The following is a 14,236-nucleotide window of genomic DNA, read 5'->3' on the forward strand; positions in this document are numbered from 1 at the left end:
GGGTGCGGTTCCTCGGAGTGGTCGTGGACTGGTCGCACCACCCTAGTACCACCGGCGATCACGGCTGGTGAAGGGCTGTGGAAGTGCGAACGGGCACCACGGGCGCGTGGCGGGCAGGACGATCACCAGCGCGAGGAAGCCGAGCGCGCACCGGCGTCGAGGTACTCGCCGTCACCGGGCGCGAACGCGGAGAGCGCTCGGTCCAGGTCGTCCCAGATGTCCTCCACGTCCTCCAGGCCGACGCTCACCCGCAGGAGGTTCTCCGGCACCCCGCAGGCACTGCGGTCGGCGCTGGGGACGAGTCGGTGGGTGAGCGCGGCGGGGTGCTCGATGAGCGTGTCGACCGAGCCGAGGCTCACCGCGGGCGTGATCAGGGACAGGCCGCGGACCACGTCGGCGGGCGCCTCGCGGGTGGTGAACGCCAGCACCGCGCCGGGGCCGCGCAGTTGCCCGCCGAGCAGACCGGCCGGGTCCGCGCCGGGCAGGCTCGGGTGCCGCACCACGCCGACGGCCGGGTGCTCGGCGAGCCTGCGGGCGAGTTCGACCGCGCTGCGCTGGGCCGCTTCGACGCGGAGCGGGAGCGTCGCCAGGCCGCGGTGCATCAGGTAGCCGCCGAGCGGGTGCAGGACGGCGCCGGTGACGATCCGGACCTGCCGCAGCGCGGCGGCGCGGTCGGCGGAGCAGGCCACCACGCCGCCGAGCACGTCGCCGTGGCCGCCGAGGTACTTGGTGCCGGAGTGCAGCACGTAGGTCGCGCCGTGGGAGGCGGGGTTCTGGAGGACGGGGGTGGCGAAGGTGTTGTCGACCATCACCGGCACGGCACCGGCCTGCGCCACCACGGCGGAGATGTCGACGAGGTCCAGGTTGGGGTTGGCCGGGGTCTCCAGCACCACCAGCCCGGTCTCGGGGGTGATCGCGTCGGCGACGCGGTCGGCCGCCGCGTAGGTGGTGCGGACGCCGAGCAGGCCGGACGACAGGAGGTGGTCGGTGCCGCCGTAGAGCGGGCGCACGGCGACGACGTGGGGCTTGCCGCTCATGACGGCCGCGGCCTGGACGACCGCCGTCACCGCGGCCATGCCGCTGCCGAAGGCGACCGACTGCTCGGTGCCCTCCAGCAGGGCCAAGGCCTTCTCGAACCTGGCGACGGTCGGGTTGTGCAGGCGGGCGTAGACCGGCGAGGACGCTTCGGCCACGCCGTCGGCGAGGGCCTGGAGGGCTTCGCCGCCCGCCACCTGGTCGGGCACGGGATAGGTGGTGGACAGGTCGAGCGGCGCGGCGTGGACGCCGAGGGCCGCGAGGTCGTCGCGGCCCCCGTGAACGGCCATCGTGTGGAAACCCGCCATGGTGACCTCCGTGGTTCGTGCGGTGCGGTGGCACGATCGTGACGACCAGGGCAGGTTTCGCGGGGAACTTCCGCAGGTGCTGCGGCGACCGGAGGAGATGACCGTGATGGATTCGGTGGACGCCGCGATCGTGCACGAGTTGCAGAAGGACGCGCGGCTGCTCAACAAGGACCTGGCGGACCGGGTGAACGTGGCGGCGTCCACGTGCGTGGTCCGGCACCGGGCCCTGCGGGACCGCGGGGTGATCACCGGGTACCACGCGGAGGTCGACCTGAAGGCCGTCGGGCGGCCCGTGCAGGCGATCATCGCGGTGCGGATCCGGCCGCACACGCGGGCGATCGTGGGGCCGTTCATGGAGTACGCGCTGGGCCTGGAGGAGACGCTCGCGGTGTCGCACGTGACCGGTCCGGACGACTTCCTGGTGCACGTGGCGGTCGCGGACACGGCGCACCTCCAGCGGCTGGTGCTGGACCGGTTCACGGCTCGCCGGGAGGTGACCGAGGTGCACACGAACCTGCTGTTCGAACACGTCCGCAAGCACACCGTGCCACCACTGCCGGAGATGTGAAGGCAGACTTTGCAGTTTGCCTTCACAATCGACTAGCGTTAGAGGGGTGGACGACACCGAAGCCCTCGCCGGGGAGCTGCTCGCGCTCATCTCCCGGCTGCGGCGGCGGCTGCACGAGGAGTCGCGGCACGACGACTACACGCCCTCGCAGGTCGCGGTGCTGATGCGGTTGAGGCACGACGGGCCCGCGACCGTGTCGGACCTGGCGCGCGCTGAGGGGGTGCGCCCGCAGTCGATGGGGGCCACCGTCGCCGCGCTGGAGGCCGCCGGGCTGATCAGCGGCGAGCGGGATCCGGGCGACGGGCGGCGAACCGTCCTGTCGCTGACCGACTTCGCCCGGTCCGAGATCGCGATCAGCCGCGCCGCCAAGGAGAACTGGCTGCACCGGGCCGTCCGCTCCACCTTCACCGAGGCCGAACAGGAGCAGCTCGGTGCCGCCGTCGCGCTCCTGCGCCGACTCGCCGACTCGTAGGAGATCCGCTGTGCCGGTCACCGCTCTCGACCCCAGGACCGCGCTCGTCGTCGTCGACCTCCAGAAGGGCGTCGTCTCGCTGCCCACCGCCCACCCGGCCGACCAGGTCGTGCGGAACGCCGGGGCGCTGGCCGACGCGTTCCGGTCGCGCGGGCTGCCGGTCGTGCTGGTCACGGCCCACGGCACCGCGCCGGGCCGCACCGAGCAGAACTTCCCGCGCCGGGAGATGCCCGCCGACTGGGCCGACCTCGTGCCCGAGCTGAACCAGCGGCCCGGTGACCACACCGTGGTCAAGCGGACGTGGGGCGCGTTCACCGGCACCGACCTCGACGCCTACCTCAGGGGGGAGGGGGTCACGCAGGTCGTGGTCGTCGGCATCGCCACGACCGCGGGCGTCGAGTCGACCGCCCGGCACGCGCAGGAGAACGGGTACCACGTGACGCTCGCCGTCGACGCGATGACCGACCTGAGCGCGGAGGCGCACGAGAACAGCGTGACGCGGATCTTCCCCAGGCTGGGCGAGACCGGGACCACGGAGGAGGTCATCGCGCTGCTGCCGTGACGGCGTTCACCGCTCGCGGCGCGGCGGCGCGACCACGCCCGTGTTAGGAAAGGTCATGGTGAACGACGTTCTTCGCGACCTGCTCGACGGCCGGTGGGCCGATCTCCGGCGGACGTCCCGCGAGCTGGTCGGGACGTTGGAGCCGCCGCCGGTGCTGGACCTGGAGGCGCAGCGGGCGCTGGTGTTCGAGCAGTTGGGGCTCCTCGCGAAGGGCGGGCACCCGTTGACCGGGTTCCCGGCGGAGTACGGCGGGGCCGACGACGTCGGCGGGTCCGTGGTCGCGTTCGAGGTGCTGGGGTTCGGCGACCTGTCGCTGATGATCAAGGCGGGCGTGCAGTGGGGCCTGTTCGGCGGGGCCGTGCAGGCGCTGGGGACGAAGGTCCACCACGACGAGTACCTGCCCGCGATCATGAACCTCGACCTGCCCGGCTGCTTCGCGATGACCGAGACCGGCCACGGGTCGGACGTGCAGCACCTGCGCACCACCGCGACCTACGACCCGACGACCGAGGAGTTCGTGGTCCACACGCCCGATGCCATGGCGCGCAAGGACTACATCGGCAACGCCGCGCGCGACGGGCGGGTGGCCGTGGTGTTCGCGCAGCTCGTCACGGGTGGTGAGGAGCACGGCGTGCACGCGCTCGTGGTGCCGTTGCGCGACGGGGACGGGCAGGTGCTGCCCGGTGTGTCCATCGAGGACTGCGGGCACAAGGCCGGGTTGAACGGCGTCGACAACGGGCGGATCACGTTCGACCACGTGCGGGTGCCGCGCGTGGCGCTGCTCGACCGGTACGGGTCGGTGGCGGCCGACGGCACGTACAGCAGCCCGGTCGAGGGGGACGCGCGGCGGTTCTTCACGATGCTGGGAACGCTGGTGCGCGGGCGGATCAGCGTCGCGGGCGGTGCGGGCAGCGCCACCAAGAAGGCGCTCGCGCTGGCCGTCCGGTACGGCGAGACCCGGCGGCAGTTCACCCGGCCGGACGGGAGCGAGGTCGTGGTGCTGGACTACCTCGCGCACCAGCGGAGGCTGCTGCCCGCGCTGGCCACGAGCTACGCCCTGCACTTCGCGCAGGAGGAGCTGGTCTCGGCGCTGCACGACGTCACCGACGACCGCGCCCGGCGCGAGGTGGAGTCGCGGGCCGCCGGGCTCAAGGCGGTGTCGACGTGGCACGCGACGGCGACGATCCAGACGTGCCGGGAGGCCTGCGGTGGCGCGGGGTACCTGGCGGAGAACCTGCTCCCCCAGCTCAAGGCCGACACCGACGTGTTCACCACGTTCGAGGGTGACAACACGGTGCTGCTGCAACTGGTCGCGAAAGGACTGCTGACCAGTTATCGGGACCACGTGGGCGATCTGGACCAGTTGGGCATGGTCCGGTTCGTGGCCGACCAGTTCGTCGGCGCGGTCATCGAGCGCACCGCGGCGCGGTCGATCATCGCCAGGCTGGTCGGCGGCAGCGGTGACGGGCTGCTGGAGCGGGGCTGGCAGGTCCGGCAGTTCGAATTCCGCGAAACCCACGTGCTGGAGGGGCTGGCGCGTCGGCTGCGGCGGGCGGGCACCGGGGAGCAGGACCCGTTCGAGACGTTCAACAACGCGCAGGACCACGTGCTGCACGCGGCCCGCGCGCACATCGACCGGGTGGTGCTGGAGGCGTTCGTCGCCGCGGTGGACCGCTGCCCCGACCCGGAGACCGCCACCCTGCTGGACCAGGTGTGCGACCTGTACGCGCTGTCGGTGATCGAGGCGGACCGCGCGTGGTTCCTGGAGCACGGCAGGCTCACGCCCGACCGGTCGAAGGACGTGTCGCGGGCGGTCAACGAGCTGTGCGGGCAGCTCCGGCCGCACGCCCGCGAGCTGGTCGACGCGTTCGACGTCCCGGAGTCGTGGTTGGCCGCGCCGATCACCAGGCCCGCTAGCTGACCCCGGCGAACCGCAGCCCCGCCGTGACGGCCGCCGCCAGCACGACCACCAGGACGAACGGAGCCCTGCGCCACGCGGCCAGCCCGCCGACCGCGACCCCGATCGGCAGGGCGAAGCCCGCGAAGTGAGCGCCCCGCGTCAACGAGGAGGTGGCGATCAGGGCGACCAGCAGCACGGTGGCGGCGATCGACATCAGTTCGCGGGCGCGGTCCGGCAGGGTGATCCGGTCGCGCAGCAGCGGACCGGCCAGCCGGATGGCGTAGGTGCCCGCGGCCAGCGCGAGGACGGCGAGGACGGTCATCGGCGCACCGGGACCGGCAGCCGGAGCGCGAGCATCCCGACGAGGCCGAGCAGCACCGGCACCCCCGCGGGCACGAACGGGGTCGTGGCCAGAGCGACCACCGCGCCGACCAGCGCTGCTCGCAGCGTCGGCCGGTCGCGCAGGGCGGGCAGCACCAGCGCCAGCAGCGCGGCCGGGAACGCCGCGTCCAGACCGAACACGGCCGGGTCGCCGATCGACCGGCCGACCAGCGTACCGCCGACCACGCCCGCGTTCCACGCCACGAACAGGGTGCCGCCGCAGAGCCAGAACGCGGTGCGTGCGCGGGCTGGTTCCCGCTGGGCCAGCGCGAACGCGACCGTCTCGTCGGTCAGCAGGTGGCTGCCGACGAGCTTGCCGACCGGGCTCCGACCGAGCACCTCGCCGACCGCGAGGCCGAACGGCAGGAAGCGGAGGTTGAGCAGCAGCCCGGCGAGCACGGCGGCGACGGGCGAGCCGCCCGCCGCGACGATGCCGACCGCCATGAACTGCGCGCCGCCCGCGAAGACGACCACCGACATGAGGGACGGGATCCACCACGGTTCGCCGGACCCGACCGCGATGGCCCCGAAGGACGCGCCGCTGACCGCCACGCTCGCCGCTATCGCGAGGACGTCGCGCAGCAGCGCCGGGTCGGGTGTTCGCCATGTCGAACGCATAGTCCACTACGATGAACACCAGATCCTCGTTCGTCAAGACGAACGAGCGGACCGCCACAGCGAACACAGGAGTGCCGTGAACCGCACCGCACCGCTGGAGGTCATCGCCGCGTCCCTGCGCCGCGAGCGCGAACGCGTCGGCCTCTCGCTCAGCGAACTGGCGAAACGGGCGGGCATCGCGAAGTCGACGCTCTCCCAGCTCGAATCGGCAAGCGGCAACCCCAGCGTCGAAACGCTGTGGGCCCTCGGCGTGGCGCTCGACGTCCCGTTCAGCAGGCTCGTCGACCCGCCCGCGGCCCGCGTGCAGGTGATCAGGGCCGGTGAGGGGCCCGCGATCTACTCCGAACGCGCCCACTACACGGCGACGCTGCTCGCGTCCTGCCCGCCGGGAGCCCGCCGCGACCTCTTCCACCTCGCGCTGGAACCGGGTGCCGCGCGCGAGTCCGACCCGCACATGGCGGGCACCGTGGAGCACCTGGTCGTCAGCAGCGGCCGGATGCTGGCCGGGCCGACCGACAACCCGGTCGAGATCGGCGTGGGCGACTACCTCGTCTACCCCGGCGACATCGCCCACACCTGCCGGGCGCTGGAACCCGGCACCACCGGGATCATGCTGATGGAGCACGTGTAGCACGCGGACGGGGCCCGCACCCTCGGGCGCGGGCCCCGTCCGGGGAACCGGTGGACTACCAGCCGCGCTCCGCCAGGCGGTGCGGCTCGGGGATCTCCTCGACGTTGATGCCGACCATGGCCTCACCGAGGCCGCGCGAGACCTTCGCGATGACGCTGGGGTCGTCGTGGAACGTCGTGGCCTTCACGATGGCCTCCGCGCGCTGCTCCGGGTTGCCGGACTTGAAGATGCCGGAACCGACGAACACGCCCTCGGCGCCGAGCTGCATCATCATCGCGGCGTCCGACGGGGTGGCGATGCCACCCGCGGTGAACAGCACGACGGGCAGCTTGCCCGCCTCGGCGACCTCGCGGACGAGGTCGTACGGCGCCTGGAGCTCCTTGGCGGCCACGTACAGCTCGTCCGGGCTGAGGTTCTGCAACCGGCGGAGCTCGCCGCCGATCTTGCGCATGTGGGTGGTGGCGTTCGAGACGTCGCCGGTGCCCGCCTCGCCCTTGGAGCGGATCATCGCCGCGCCCTCGGTGATGCGCCGCAGCGCCTCGCCCAGGTTGGTGGCGCCGCAGACGAAGGGCACGGTGAACTGCCACTTGTCGATGTGGTTGGTGTAGTCCGCGGGGGTCAGCACCTCGGACTCGTCGATGTAGTCGACGCCGAGGGACTGGAGGACCTGCGCCTCGACGAAGTGGCCGATGCGGGCCTTCGCCATCACCGGGATGGACACGGTGGCGATGATCTCGTCGATCATGTCCGGGTCGCTCATCCGGGACACGCCGCCCTGCGCGCGGATGTCGGCCGGAACGCGCTCCAGCGCCATGACGGCGACGGCGCCCGCGTTCTCCGCGATCTTCGCCTGCTCGGCGTTGACCACGTCCATGATCACGCCGCCCTTGAGCATCTCCGCCATGCCGCGCTTGACGCGGGAGGTCCCGGTCACCTGACCGGTGTCGGAGGTGGATGAAGTGGTCACGGCCAGCCTTTCGAGAAGGGGTGTTCGGACCAGGCCATCGTACGACCGACGTGGACCGCCGGGGCGGTCCAATCCACCCCGTTCCCGGCAGTCCACTTCCCATTCCGCCGCAGGTAGTGGCCTACGCCACGTGCCACCGCCGTCACGTCGGCGCGCGCGGGGCGGGCCGACGGGAGTTGACCGGGGAGCACGGGATGTTCGGGAATCGCCGCCACGTCTTGTCCCCTCCACCCGCCTGGGTGTGAGATCGAACACTAAACACTTGCACTCAAGGGCGTCTGCGAGTCGTGGAGGGCAGTTCCATGGGAACCAAGAACAACGACAACGGCCACTCGGCAGGCTCGGTCGCTGTGGACGACCCGGCCAAGGTCCGCAACGTCGTGCTGGTCGGCCCGTCGGGGGCGGGCAAGACCACCCTGACGGAAGCACTGCTCATGACGAGCGGCGTGCTCACGCGGGCCGGGTCGGTCGTCGAGGGCAACACGGTGTGCGACCACGATCCCGCGGCCGTGCGACAACAGCGGTCGGTAGGCCTCGCCGTCGCGCCGCTGCGGCACGGCGACATCAAGATCAACCTCATCGACACCCCCGGTTACGCCGACTTCGTCGGGGAACTGCGCGCGGGCCTGCGGGCCGCCGACGCCGCCCTGTTCGTGGTCAACGCGTTCGAGGGCGTGGACGCCTCCACCACCTCGCTGTGGGCGGAGTGCGCGGCCGTCGGGATGCCGCGCGCGGTCGTGATCACCCGCACCGACCACCACCGGGCCGACGTGGGCACCGCCATCGCGGCCTGCCAGGAGGCGTTCGGGGCGGGCGTCGTGCCGCTGTACCTGCCCAAGGGCGACGGCCTGGTCGGGCTGATCACCGGCGACACGGCGGGGTTCGAGGCCGAGCGCGCCGAGCTGATCGAGGCGATCATCGCCGAGAGCGAGGACGAGTCGCTCATGGACCGCTACCTGGAGGGCGAGGACGTCGACCAGGCGACGCTGATCGCCGACCTGGAGACGGCGGTCGCGCGCGGCTCGTTCCACCCGGTGGTGCCGGTGTGCGCGGTGACCGGCACCGGGCTCCCCGAGCTGCTCGACGGCATCGCCCGCGCGTTCCCGTCCCCGCTGGAGCACCCGCTGCCGGAGGTCACCGGCCTGGACGGGATACCCAGGCCGCGCATGGAGGCCGACCCGAACGGGCCGCTGGTCGCCGAGGTCGTGCGCACCGCCGTGGACTCCTACGTCGGCCGGGTGTCGGTGGTCCGGGTGTTCTCCGGGACGCTGCGGCCGGAGAACTCCGTGCACGTGTCCGGGCACGGCATGGCGGACCGCGGGCACGAGGACCACGACGTGGACGAGCGGGTCGCGCACGTCTACTCGCCGCTCGGCTCCGCGCTGCGCGAGGTGCCGTACTGCGTGGCGGGTGACGTGTGCGCGCTGACGAAGCTCGGGTCGGCGGAGACCGGCGACACCGTGTCCGCGCCGGACCGGCCGCTGCTGATGTCGCCGTGGCGGATGCCCGAACCGCTGCTGCCGGTCGCGGTCGTGCCGCGCAGCCGCAGCGACGAGGACAACCTGGCGCGCAACCTCAACCGGCTCGTGGCGGGCGACCCGACGCTGCGGCTGGAGCGCAACGCCGAGACCCACCAGATGGTGCTGTGGTGCATGGGGGAGGCGCACGCCGACGTCGTGCTGGCCCGGCTGCGCGCGGGCGGCGCCGAGGTGGACACCGAACCCGTGCGGGTGGCGCTGCGCGAGACGTTCTCGGGCGGGGCCAAGGGCCACGGGCGGCACGTGAAGCAGTCCGGCGGGCACGGCCAGTACGCCGTGTGCGACATCGTCGTGGAGCCACTGCCCCGCGGCGGCGGGTTCGAGTTCGTGGACAAGGTCGTCGGCGGCGCGGTGCCGCACCAGTTCATCCCCAGCATCGAGAAGGGCGTGAAGGCGCAACTGGCGCGCGGCCTGCGCGACGGCCACCCGGTGGTCGACGTCCGGGTCACCGTCGTCGACGGCAAGGCGCACTCGGTCGACTCGTCGGACGCCGCCTTCCAGACGGCGGGCTCGCTGGCGCTGAAGGACGCGGCGGCGAACACCGGGCTGTCGCTGCTGGAACCCGTGGACGAGATCACCGTCCACCTGCCGGACGACTACCTGGGCACGGTGCTCGGCGACCTGTCCGGCAGGCGCGGCCGGGTGCTCGGCACGGAGTCGGACTCGACCGCGCACACCACGATCCGCGCGGAGGTGCCGAGTTCCGCGCTGCTGCGGTACGCGATCGAACTCCGGTCGCTCACGTCGGGCACGGCGACGTTCACCCGCCGCTTCGTCCGCTACGACCCGCTGCCGGGGTGAGGGCGGGCCGGTCTCGTCCACCGGTTCCCCGCGACCACGGGGAACCGGTGGACGAGACCGTCACCACCGGACGAGTTCCGCCGTGCGCGGACCCGCCATGCGCAGCCGGAAGACCGTGACGCCCTGGCCGACGCGCACGTCGACGGACTCGCAGATCTGCCGGGTGATCCACAGCCCGTCGCCGAACTCCGTCGGCGCGCGCACCTCGGGCGGGCGGAACCCCGCGTACGGGTCGAGGTCCGCCGCGCTGGCGCCGCTGAGCTCGCACACCACCGCGCCGTCGCACGGCCACAGCGCGACGTGGCCGTCGTCCCGCAGGAACGCCAGCGTCTCGCCGACCGCGACGGTCAGCATCGCGGCCCGCTCCTCGTCGAGGCCGAGGTCGATGGCACGGCTGACGATGAAGCGCCGCAACGCGTTCAGGTCACCGCGCAGCGACAGGACGACCGCGGCGGCCGGGCGCTGCGGCAGCGGCACGGAGTCGCAGGCGTGCGCGTACTCGTGCGGGTCGACGTAGTCGGGCGACGGGATCGACCTGGTGCCGCGCACGTCGGCGGGGTGGGTCTTGAGCGCGTGCGCGATGCCCTCCTCGCTCACCACCCTCGTGTCGTACGGGCAGATCATCCACACGTTGGTGCCCGAGAGGACGACGTTGAGGCCGGACTCCATGCGCCGCCACGCCCGCACGTCGCTCTCCGTGCGGCCCGCCCACAGCGGTTCGGCCAGCACGCGCACGTTGCGACCGGTGCCGGACCGGTTCTTCCGCTGCCAGTAGCGGAAGAACTCCGTCGCCCGTTCGGGTGGCCTGCGGCCGAAGTACGCCGTCTCGGCGTGGTCGAACCCGTCCGCGTCCTCGCCGAGCGCGTCCCGCAGCAGGGTGATGTTGTTGGGGGTCGTCGTGACGAGCACCGGTTCGCCGAGCCGCACGCCGTCCGCGACGAAGGGCACCGCCATCGCCAGGAACTCGTCCTCGTCGGTGTACACGGCCGCGTCGTGCCGGAAGTCCTCGTTGTTCACCGCGGCTCTTCTCCGTTCGCCATGACCAGGCCGGGGGCGTTCGCCCAGCCGACCGCGCCGATGGCCCATTCGTGGTGGGGCGCGAGGTTCAGCACGAGGCTGCGCCCGTCCTCCGCCAGTTCGCCCGCCGTGCGCACCAGCGTGCGGACGGTCGCGAGCAGCAGGAACGGCACCTGGCGCATGTCGACCCTGACCTGTCCGCACGGCGAGTCGACCCCGCCGCCGAGGAGGGTCGAGCGCAGTGCTTCCAGGTCCGCCGCGTCGATGTTGCCGGTCAGCACCAGACCGGGTGGGTCGCCTTGAGGCGTGATGACCACTTCAGGGTTCTCCTAGCACGATTTCCGTCACGCACCAGGACCCCGGAACCCGATGCGCGCGTCCGGAACGAGCGTACGCGGTCGTTCGGCGCGCGTTCAACTCGCCGGGAATTCCGATCGGGTATTCCACCCGGCGGGGCCGCGCGTTTTCGCGACCCCACCGGGAAATCCGAAAGCACATCCATCAAGAATCGAAACAAGTGGCCGGAAATGGTCGTGGGACACCCGTCCCACGACCGCTCCCAGGTCAGGTGTTCTGCGGGAACCCCAGGTTGATGCCACCGTGCGACGGATCGAGCCACCGACTGGTGACGACCTTCGTCCGGGTGAAGAAGTGCACACCTTCCGGCCCATAGGCGTGGGAATCGCCGAACAGGGAGTCCTTCCAACCACCGAACGAGTAGTACGCGACCGGAACGGGAATCGGCACGTTCACGCCGACCATCCCGACCTCGATCTCGTTCTGGAAACGCCTGGCCGCGCCGCCGTCGTTGGTGAAGATGGCGGTGCCGTTGCCGTACGGGTTGTCGTTGACGACCTCCACCGCGTCGTCGTAGGTCGACACGCGGAGCACGGACAGCACCGGGCCGAAGATCTCGTCGGTGTACACGCCCATGTCCGTGCCGACGTGGTCGAACAGCGTCGGGCCGAGCCAGAACCCGCCCTCGTCGCCGTCGATCGGGTGACCGCGACCGTCGACCACCAGCGACGCGCCCTCCTCGACGCCGGAGTCCACGTAGGACACGACCTTGTCCCGGTGCGTGCCCGTGACCAGCGGCCCCATCTCGCAGCCCTGACGACGGCCGTCGCCCACGTGCAGGTCCGCGATCCGGTCGCGGATCTTGCCCACCAGCTCGTCGCCCACCGGGTCGACGGCGACCACGACGGAGATCGCCATGCAGCGCTCCCCCGCCGAGCCGAAGCCCGCCGACACCGCCGCGTCCGCCGCGAGGTCGAGGTCCGCGTCTGGCAGGACCACCATGTGGTTCTTGGCCCCTCCCAACGCCTGCACGCGCTTCCCGTTGCCCGTGCCGGTCTCGTAGACGTACCGGGCGATCGGTGTGGAGCCGACGAACGACACCGCCTTCACGTCCCGGTGCTCCAGGATCCGGTCCACGGCCACCTTGTCGCCGTGCACCACGTTGAGCACGCCGTCCGGCAGCCCGGCCTCGGCGAACAGCTCCGCGATGAAGTTCGCCGCCGACGGGTCCTTCTCGCTCGGCTTGAGCACGACGGTGTTGCCGCACGCGATGGCGTTCGGCACGAACCAGAGCGGCACCATCGCCGGGAAGTTGAACGGCGAGATCACCCCGACCACGCCGAGCGGCTGGAGGATCGAGTAGACGTCGACCTTGGTGGAGGCGTTCTCGCTGAAGCCGCCCTTGATCAGGTTCGGGATGCCGCAGGCGAACTCGACGGCCTCCAGGGCCCGCTGGATCTCTCCGGCCGCGTCCGACAGCACCTTGCCGTGCTCGGCCGTCACGATCGCGGCCAGCTCCGCCTTGCGGGCGTTGAACAGCTCGCGGAACGCGAACATCACCGACGCCCGCTGGGCCAGGGAAGCGCCGCGCCACCCGGTGAACGCCGCCTTCGCCGCCGCCACGGCCTCGTCCACGTCGGCCGAACTGGCGAAGTCGACCCTGGCGGCGACCTGACCGGTCGCCGGGTCGTAGACGTCACCCGTGCGCTCGGCGGTGCCGGTCCACGGCTTGCCGCCGATCCGGTGCGTGATCCTCACGCGGACGCCTCCTCGATCGCTCCGCGCAGCGCCACGAGCGCTTCCGCGACCTCGTCCTCGGTCAGCGTCATCGGCGGCGCGAGCCGGATCACGTTGCCGTACAGGCCTCCCTTGCCGATCAGCAGGCCGCGTTCCCGCGCGCCTTCGAGCACCGCCACCGCGGCCTTCGGAGCGGGTCCGCCGTCCGCGTCGACCAGTTCGATGCCGATCATCAGGCCCTTGCCGCGCACGTCGCCGACGACCGGGTTGTCGTTCGCGATGGCCCGCAGGCCCTCGAACAGCAGCGCGCCGAGCTTCGCCGCGTTGGCCTGGAGGTCGTGCTCCAGCACGTAGTCCAGCGTCGCCAGCGCGCCCGCGGTGGACACCGGGTTGCCGCCGAACGTGGACAGCGAGTTCGCGCCGAGGCAGTCCATCAGGTCGCCGCGCGCCACCACGCCGCCGATCGCGAGCCCGTTGCCGAGGCCCTTGGCGAAGGTCATCGCGTCCGGCACGACGCCGTGCGCCTGGATGCCCCAGAAGTTCTCGCCGGTACGGCCCCAGCCGGTCTGCACCTCGTCGGAGATGAGCAGGATCCCGTACTCGTCCAGCACTTCCTTGAACGCGGCGAACAGCCCGTCCGGCGGCAGGGCGAACCCGCCGACGCCCTGGATCGGCTCGACGATCATGCAGGCCACGTCACCGGAGGTGGTCACCTCGATGACCTCGCGCAGGTCGTCGACGCACGCCTTGACGTAGTCCGCGTCGGACAGGTGGCGGAACGGGCTGCGGAAGCGGTAGCCGCCGTGCACCCAGCTCACCTTGACCGGGCTGAGGGAACTGGCCGACCAGCCGCGGTTGCCGGTGATCGCGACGGTCGCGAACGCGCGGCCGTGGTAGGAGTTGCGCAGGGCCATGACCTGGTCGCTGCGGCGGTACTGGGTGGCGAGCATGAGCGCCGTCTCGTTGGCCTCGGTGCCCGAGTTGGTGAAGAACACCTTGGCGTCCGGGATGCCCGACAGCTCGGCGATCTTCTCGGCCAGCTCCACCTGCTTCTCGATCAGGTAGAGCGTGGAGGTGTGGAGCACGCCGGTGGCGAGCTGGGCGCGGACGGCGTCGCTGATCTCGGGGACGTCGTAGCCGACGGCGTTGGTCAGGATGCCTGCGAAGAAGTCGAGGTACGTGCGGCCTTCGCGGTCGGTGACCCGCCTACCGCTAGCGCTCGCGATCTCGATCGGCTCGTCGTAGTACAGGGCCATCCAGTTGGGCATGACCGCTCGGTGCCGGGCGAGCAGCTCCCGGTGTAGCCCCTGTCCTTGGGCAGCCATCAGCGTCCTCCGTGAGGTAGGTCCTGCTTGGAGTCTGCTGGCACCGGCCACGGGCCGCCATGCACAACCTGTACCGCTT

At 71.8% G+C, this 14,236-nt stretch carries 14 protein-coding genes; 6 read left to right on the forward strand and 8 right to left on the reverse strand.

The features are described from left to right. Positions 1 to 122: 122 nt before the first annotated feature. A complete protein-coding gene (locus tag NZH93_RS40690) occupies positions 123 to 1,343 on the reverse strand; it encodes a trans-sulfuration enzyme family protein (RefSeq protein ID WP_259628661.1) in 1,221 nt (406 codons plus the stop codon). Positions 1,344 to 1,440: 97 nt separating this feature from the next. Here NZH93_RS40690 and NZH93_RS40695 point away from each other — a divergent pair, with 97 nt between their 5' ends. Genes NZH93_RS40695 through NZH93_RS40710 form a run of 4 tightly spaced genes read left to right on the forward strand, consistent with a single transcriptional unit; the run spans position 1,441 to position 4,866 of the window. Continuing rightward, the gene (locus NZH93_RS40695) at positions 1,441 to 1,911 is read left to right on the forward strand and encodes an Lrp/AsnC family transcriptional regulator (RefSeq protein ID WP_259628662.1); all 471 of its coding nucleotides are present in this window, start codon (positions 1,441 to 1,443) and stop codon (positions 1,909 to 1,911) included. Positions 1,912 to 1,957: 46 nt separating this feature from the next. Beyond that, a complete protein-coding gene (locus NZH93_RS40700) occupies positions 1,958 to 2,383 on the forward strand; it encodes a MarR family winged helix-turn-helix transcriptional regulator (protein WP_259628663.1) in 426 nt (141 codons plus the stop codon). A 10-nt stretch (positions 2,384 to 2,393) separates the two neighbouring features. Next, the gene (locus NZH93_RS40705; protein WP_259628664.1) at positions 2,394 to 2,945 is read left to right on the forward strand and encodes an isochorismatase family protein; all 552 of its coding nucleotides are present in this window, start codon (positions 2,394 to 2,396) and stop codon (positions 2,943 to 2,945) included. A gap of 55 nt (positions 2,946 to 3,000) precedes the next feature. Then, positions 3,001 to 4,866: an acyl-CoA dehydrogenase family protein gene (locus tag NZH93_RS40710; protein ID WP_259628665.1), complete on the forward strand. Its 1,866-nt coding sequence runs from the start codon at positions 3,001 to 3,003 to the stop codon at positions 4,864 to 4,866. On the opposite strand, the gene NZH93_RS40715 is transcribed toward NZH93_RS40710, so the two are convergent. Next, entirely contained in the window at positions 4,859 to 5,167 is a 309-nt protein-coding gene (locus NZH93_RS40715; RefSeq protein WP_259628666.1) for an AzlD domain-containing protein, read from the reverse strand. The two genes, NZH93_RS40710 and NZH93_RS40715, sit on opposite strands and share 8 nt — an antisense overlap. Further along, on the reverse strand, positions 5,164 to 5,844 hold the full coding sequence (locus tag NZH93_RS40720; protein WP_259628667.1) for an AzlC family ABC transporter permease: 681 nt from the start codon (positions 5,842 to 5,844) through the stop codon (positions 5,164 to 5,166). Before NZH93_RS40720 ends, NZH93_RS40715 begins: the two co-directional genes overlap by 4 nt. A gap of 76 nt (positions 5,845 to 5,920) precedes the next feature. Here NZH93_RS40720 and NZH93_RS40725 point away from each other — a divergent pair, with 76 nt between their 5' ends. Further along, the gene (locus NZH93_RS40725) at positions 5,921 to 6,475 is read left to right on the forward strand and encodes a helix-turn-helix domain-containing protein (RefSeq protein WP_259628668.1); all 555 of its coding nucleotides are present in this window, start codon (positions 5,921 to 5,923) and stop codon (positions 6,473 to 6,475) included. A gap of 55 nt (positions 6,476 to 6,530) precedes the next feature. Here the strand turns inward: NZH93_RS40725 and pdxS are convergent, their stop codons facing one another. Continuing rightward, positions 6,531 to 7,442 (reverse strand): pyridoxal 5'-phosphate synthase lyase subunit PdxS, encoded by a 912-nt coding sequence (gene pdxS / locus NZH93_RS40730; protein ID WP_259628669.1) that lies wholly within the window; start codon positions 7,440 to 7,442, stop codon positions 6,531 to 6,533. A 302-nt stretch (positions 7,443 to 7,744) separates the two neighbouring features. On the opposite strand from pdxS, the gene NZH93_RS40735 reads away from it, so the two are divergent. After that, entirely contained in the window at positions 7,745 to 9,781 is a 2,037-nt protein-coding gene (locus tag NZH93_RS40735; RefSeq protein WP_259628670.1) for an elongation factor G-like protein EF-G2, read from the forward strand. Positions 9,782 to 9,841: 60 nt separating this feature from the next. Here the strand turns inward: NZH93_RS40735 and NZH93_RS40740 are convergent, their stop codons facing one another. The 4 genes from NZH93_RS40740 to NZH93_RS40755 form a co-directional block, all read right to left on the reverse strand. Then, the gene (locus NZH93_RS40740) at positions 9,842 to 10,798 is read right to left on the reverse strand and encodes an anti-sigma factor RsbA family regulatory protein (protein WP_259628671.1); all 957 of its coding nucleotides are present in this window, start codon (positions 10,796 to 10,798) and stop codon (positions 9,842 to 9,844) included. After that, complete coding sequence (locus NZH93_RS40745; protein ID WP_259628672.1) at positions 10,795 to 11,115, reverse strand: STAS domain-containing protein; 321 nt, start codon at positions 11,113 to 11,115, stop codon at positions 10,795 to 10,797. Before NZH93_RS40745 ends, NZH93_RS40740 begins: the two co-directional genes overlap by 4 nt. 247 nt (positions 11,116 to 11,362) lie before the next feature. Next, positions 11,363 to 12,853 (reverse strand): CoA-acylating methylmalonate-semialdehyde dehydrogenase, encoded by a 1,491-nt coding sequence (locus tag NZH93_RS40750; protein ID WP_259628673.1) that lies wholly within the window; start codon positions 12,851 to 12,853, stop codon positions 11,363 to 11,365. Further along, positions 12,850 to 14,157: an aspartate aminotransferase family protein gene (locus NZH93_RS40755; protein ID WP_259628674.1), complete on the reverse strand. Its 1,308-nt coding sequence runs from the start codon at positions 14,155 to 14,157 to the stop codon at positions 12,850 to 12,852. Before NZH93_RS40755 ends, NZH93_RS40750 begins: the two co-directional genes overlap by 4 nt. Between the last annotated feature and the right edge of the window lie 79 nt (positions 14,158 to 14,236).

Source organism: Umezawaea endophytica, assembly GCF_025061645.1.
Taxonomy (GTDB): Bacteria; Actinomycetota; Actinomycetes; order Mycobacteriales; family Pseudonocardiaceae; genus Umezawaea; species Umezawaea endophytica.

What these genes read in the sequence shown, in the direction of transcription:
- NZH93_RS40690 (WP_259628661.1), bottom strand. Translation starts at nt 1,343, where the DNA reads ATGGCGGGTTTCCACACGATGGCCGTTCACGGGGGCCGCGACGACCTC.
- NZH93_RS40695 (WP_259628662.1), top strand. Translation starts at nt 1,441, where the DNA reads ATGACCGTGATGGATTCGGTGGACGCCGCGATCGTGCACGAGTTGCAG.
- NZH93_RS40710 (WP_259628665.1), top strand. Translation starts at nt 3,001, where the DNA reads ATGGTGAACGACGTTCTTCGCGACCTGCTCGACGGCCGGTGGGCCGAT.
- NZH93_RS40715 (WP_259628666.1), bottom strand. Translation starts at nt 5,167, where the DNA reads ATGACCGTCCTCGCCGTCCTCGCGCTGGCCGCGGGCACCTACGCCATC.
- NZH93_RS40720 (WP_259628667.1), bottom strand. Translation starts at nt 5,844, where the DNA reads ATGCGTTCGACATGGCGAACACCCGACCCGGCGCTGCTGCGCGACGTC.
- NZH93_RS40735 (WP_259628670.1), top strand. Translation starts at nt 7,745, where the DNA reads ATGGGAACCAAGAACAACGACAACGGCCACTCGGCAGGCTCGGTCGCT.
- NZH93_RS40755 (WP_259628674.1), bottom strand. Translation starts at nt 14,157, where the DNA reads ATGGCTGCCCAAGGACAGGGGCTACACCGGGAGCTGCTCGCCCGGCAC.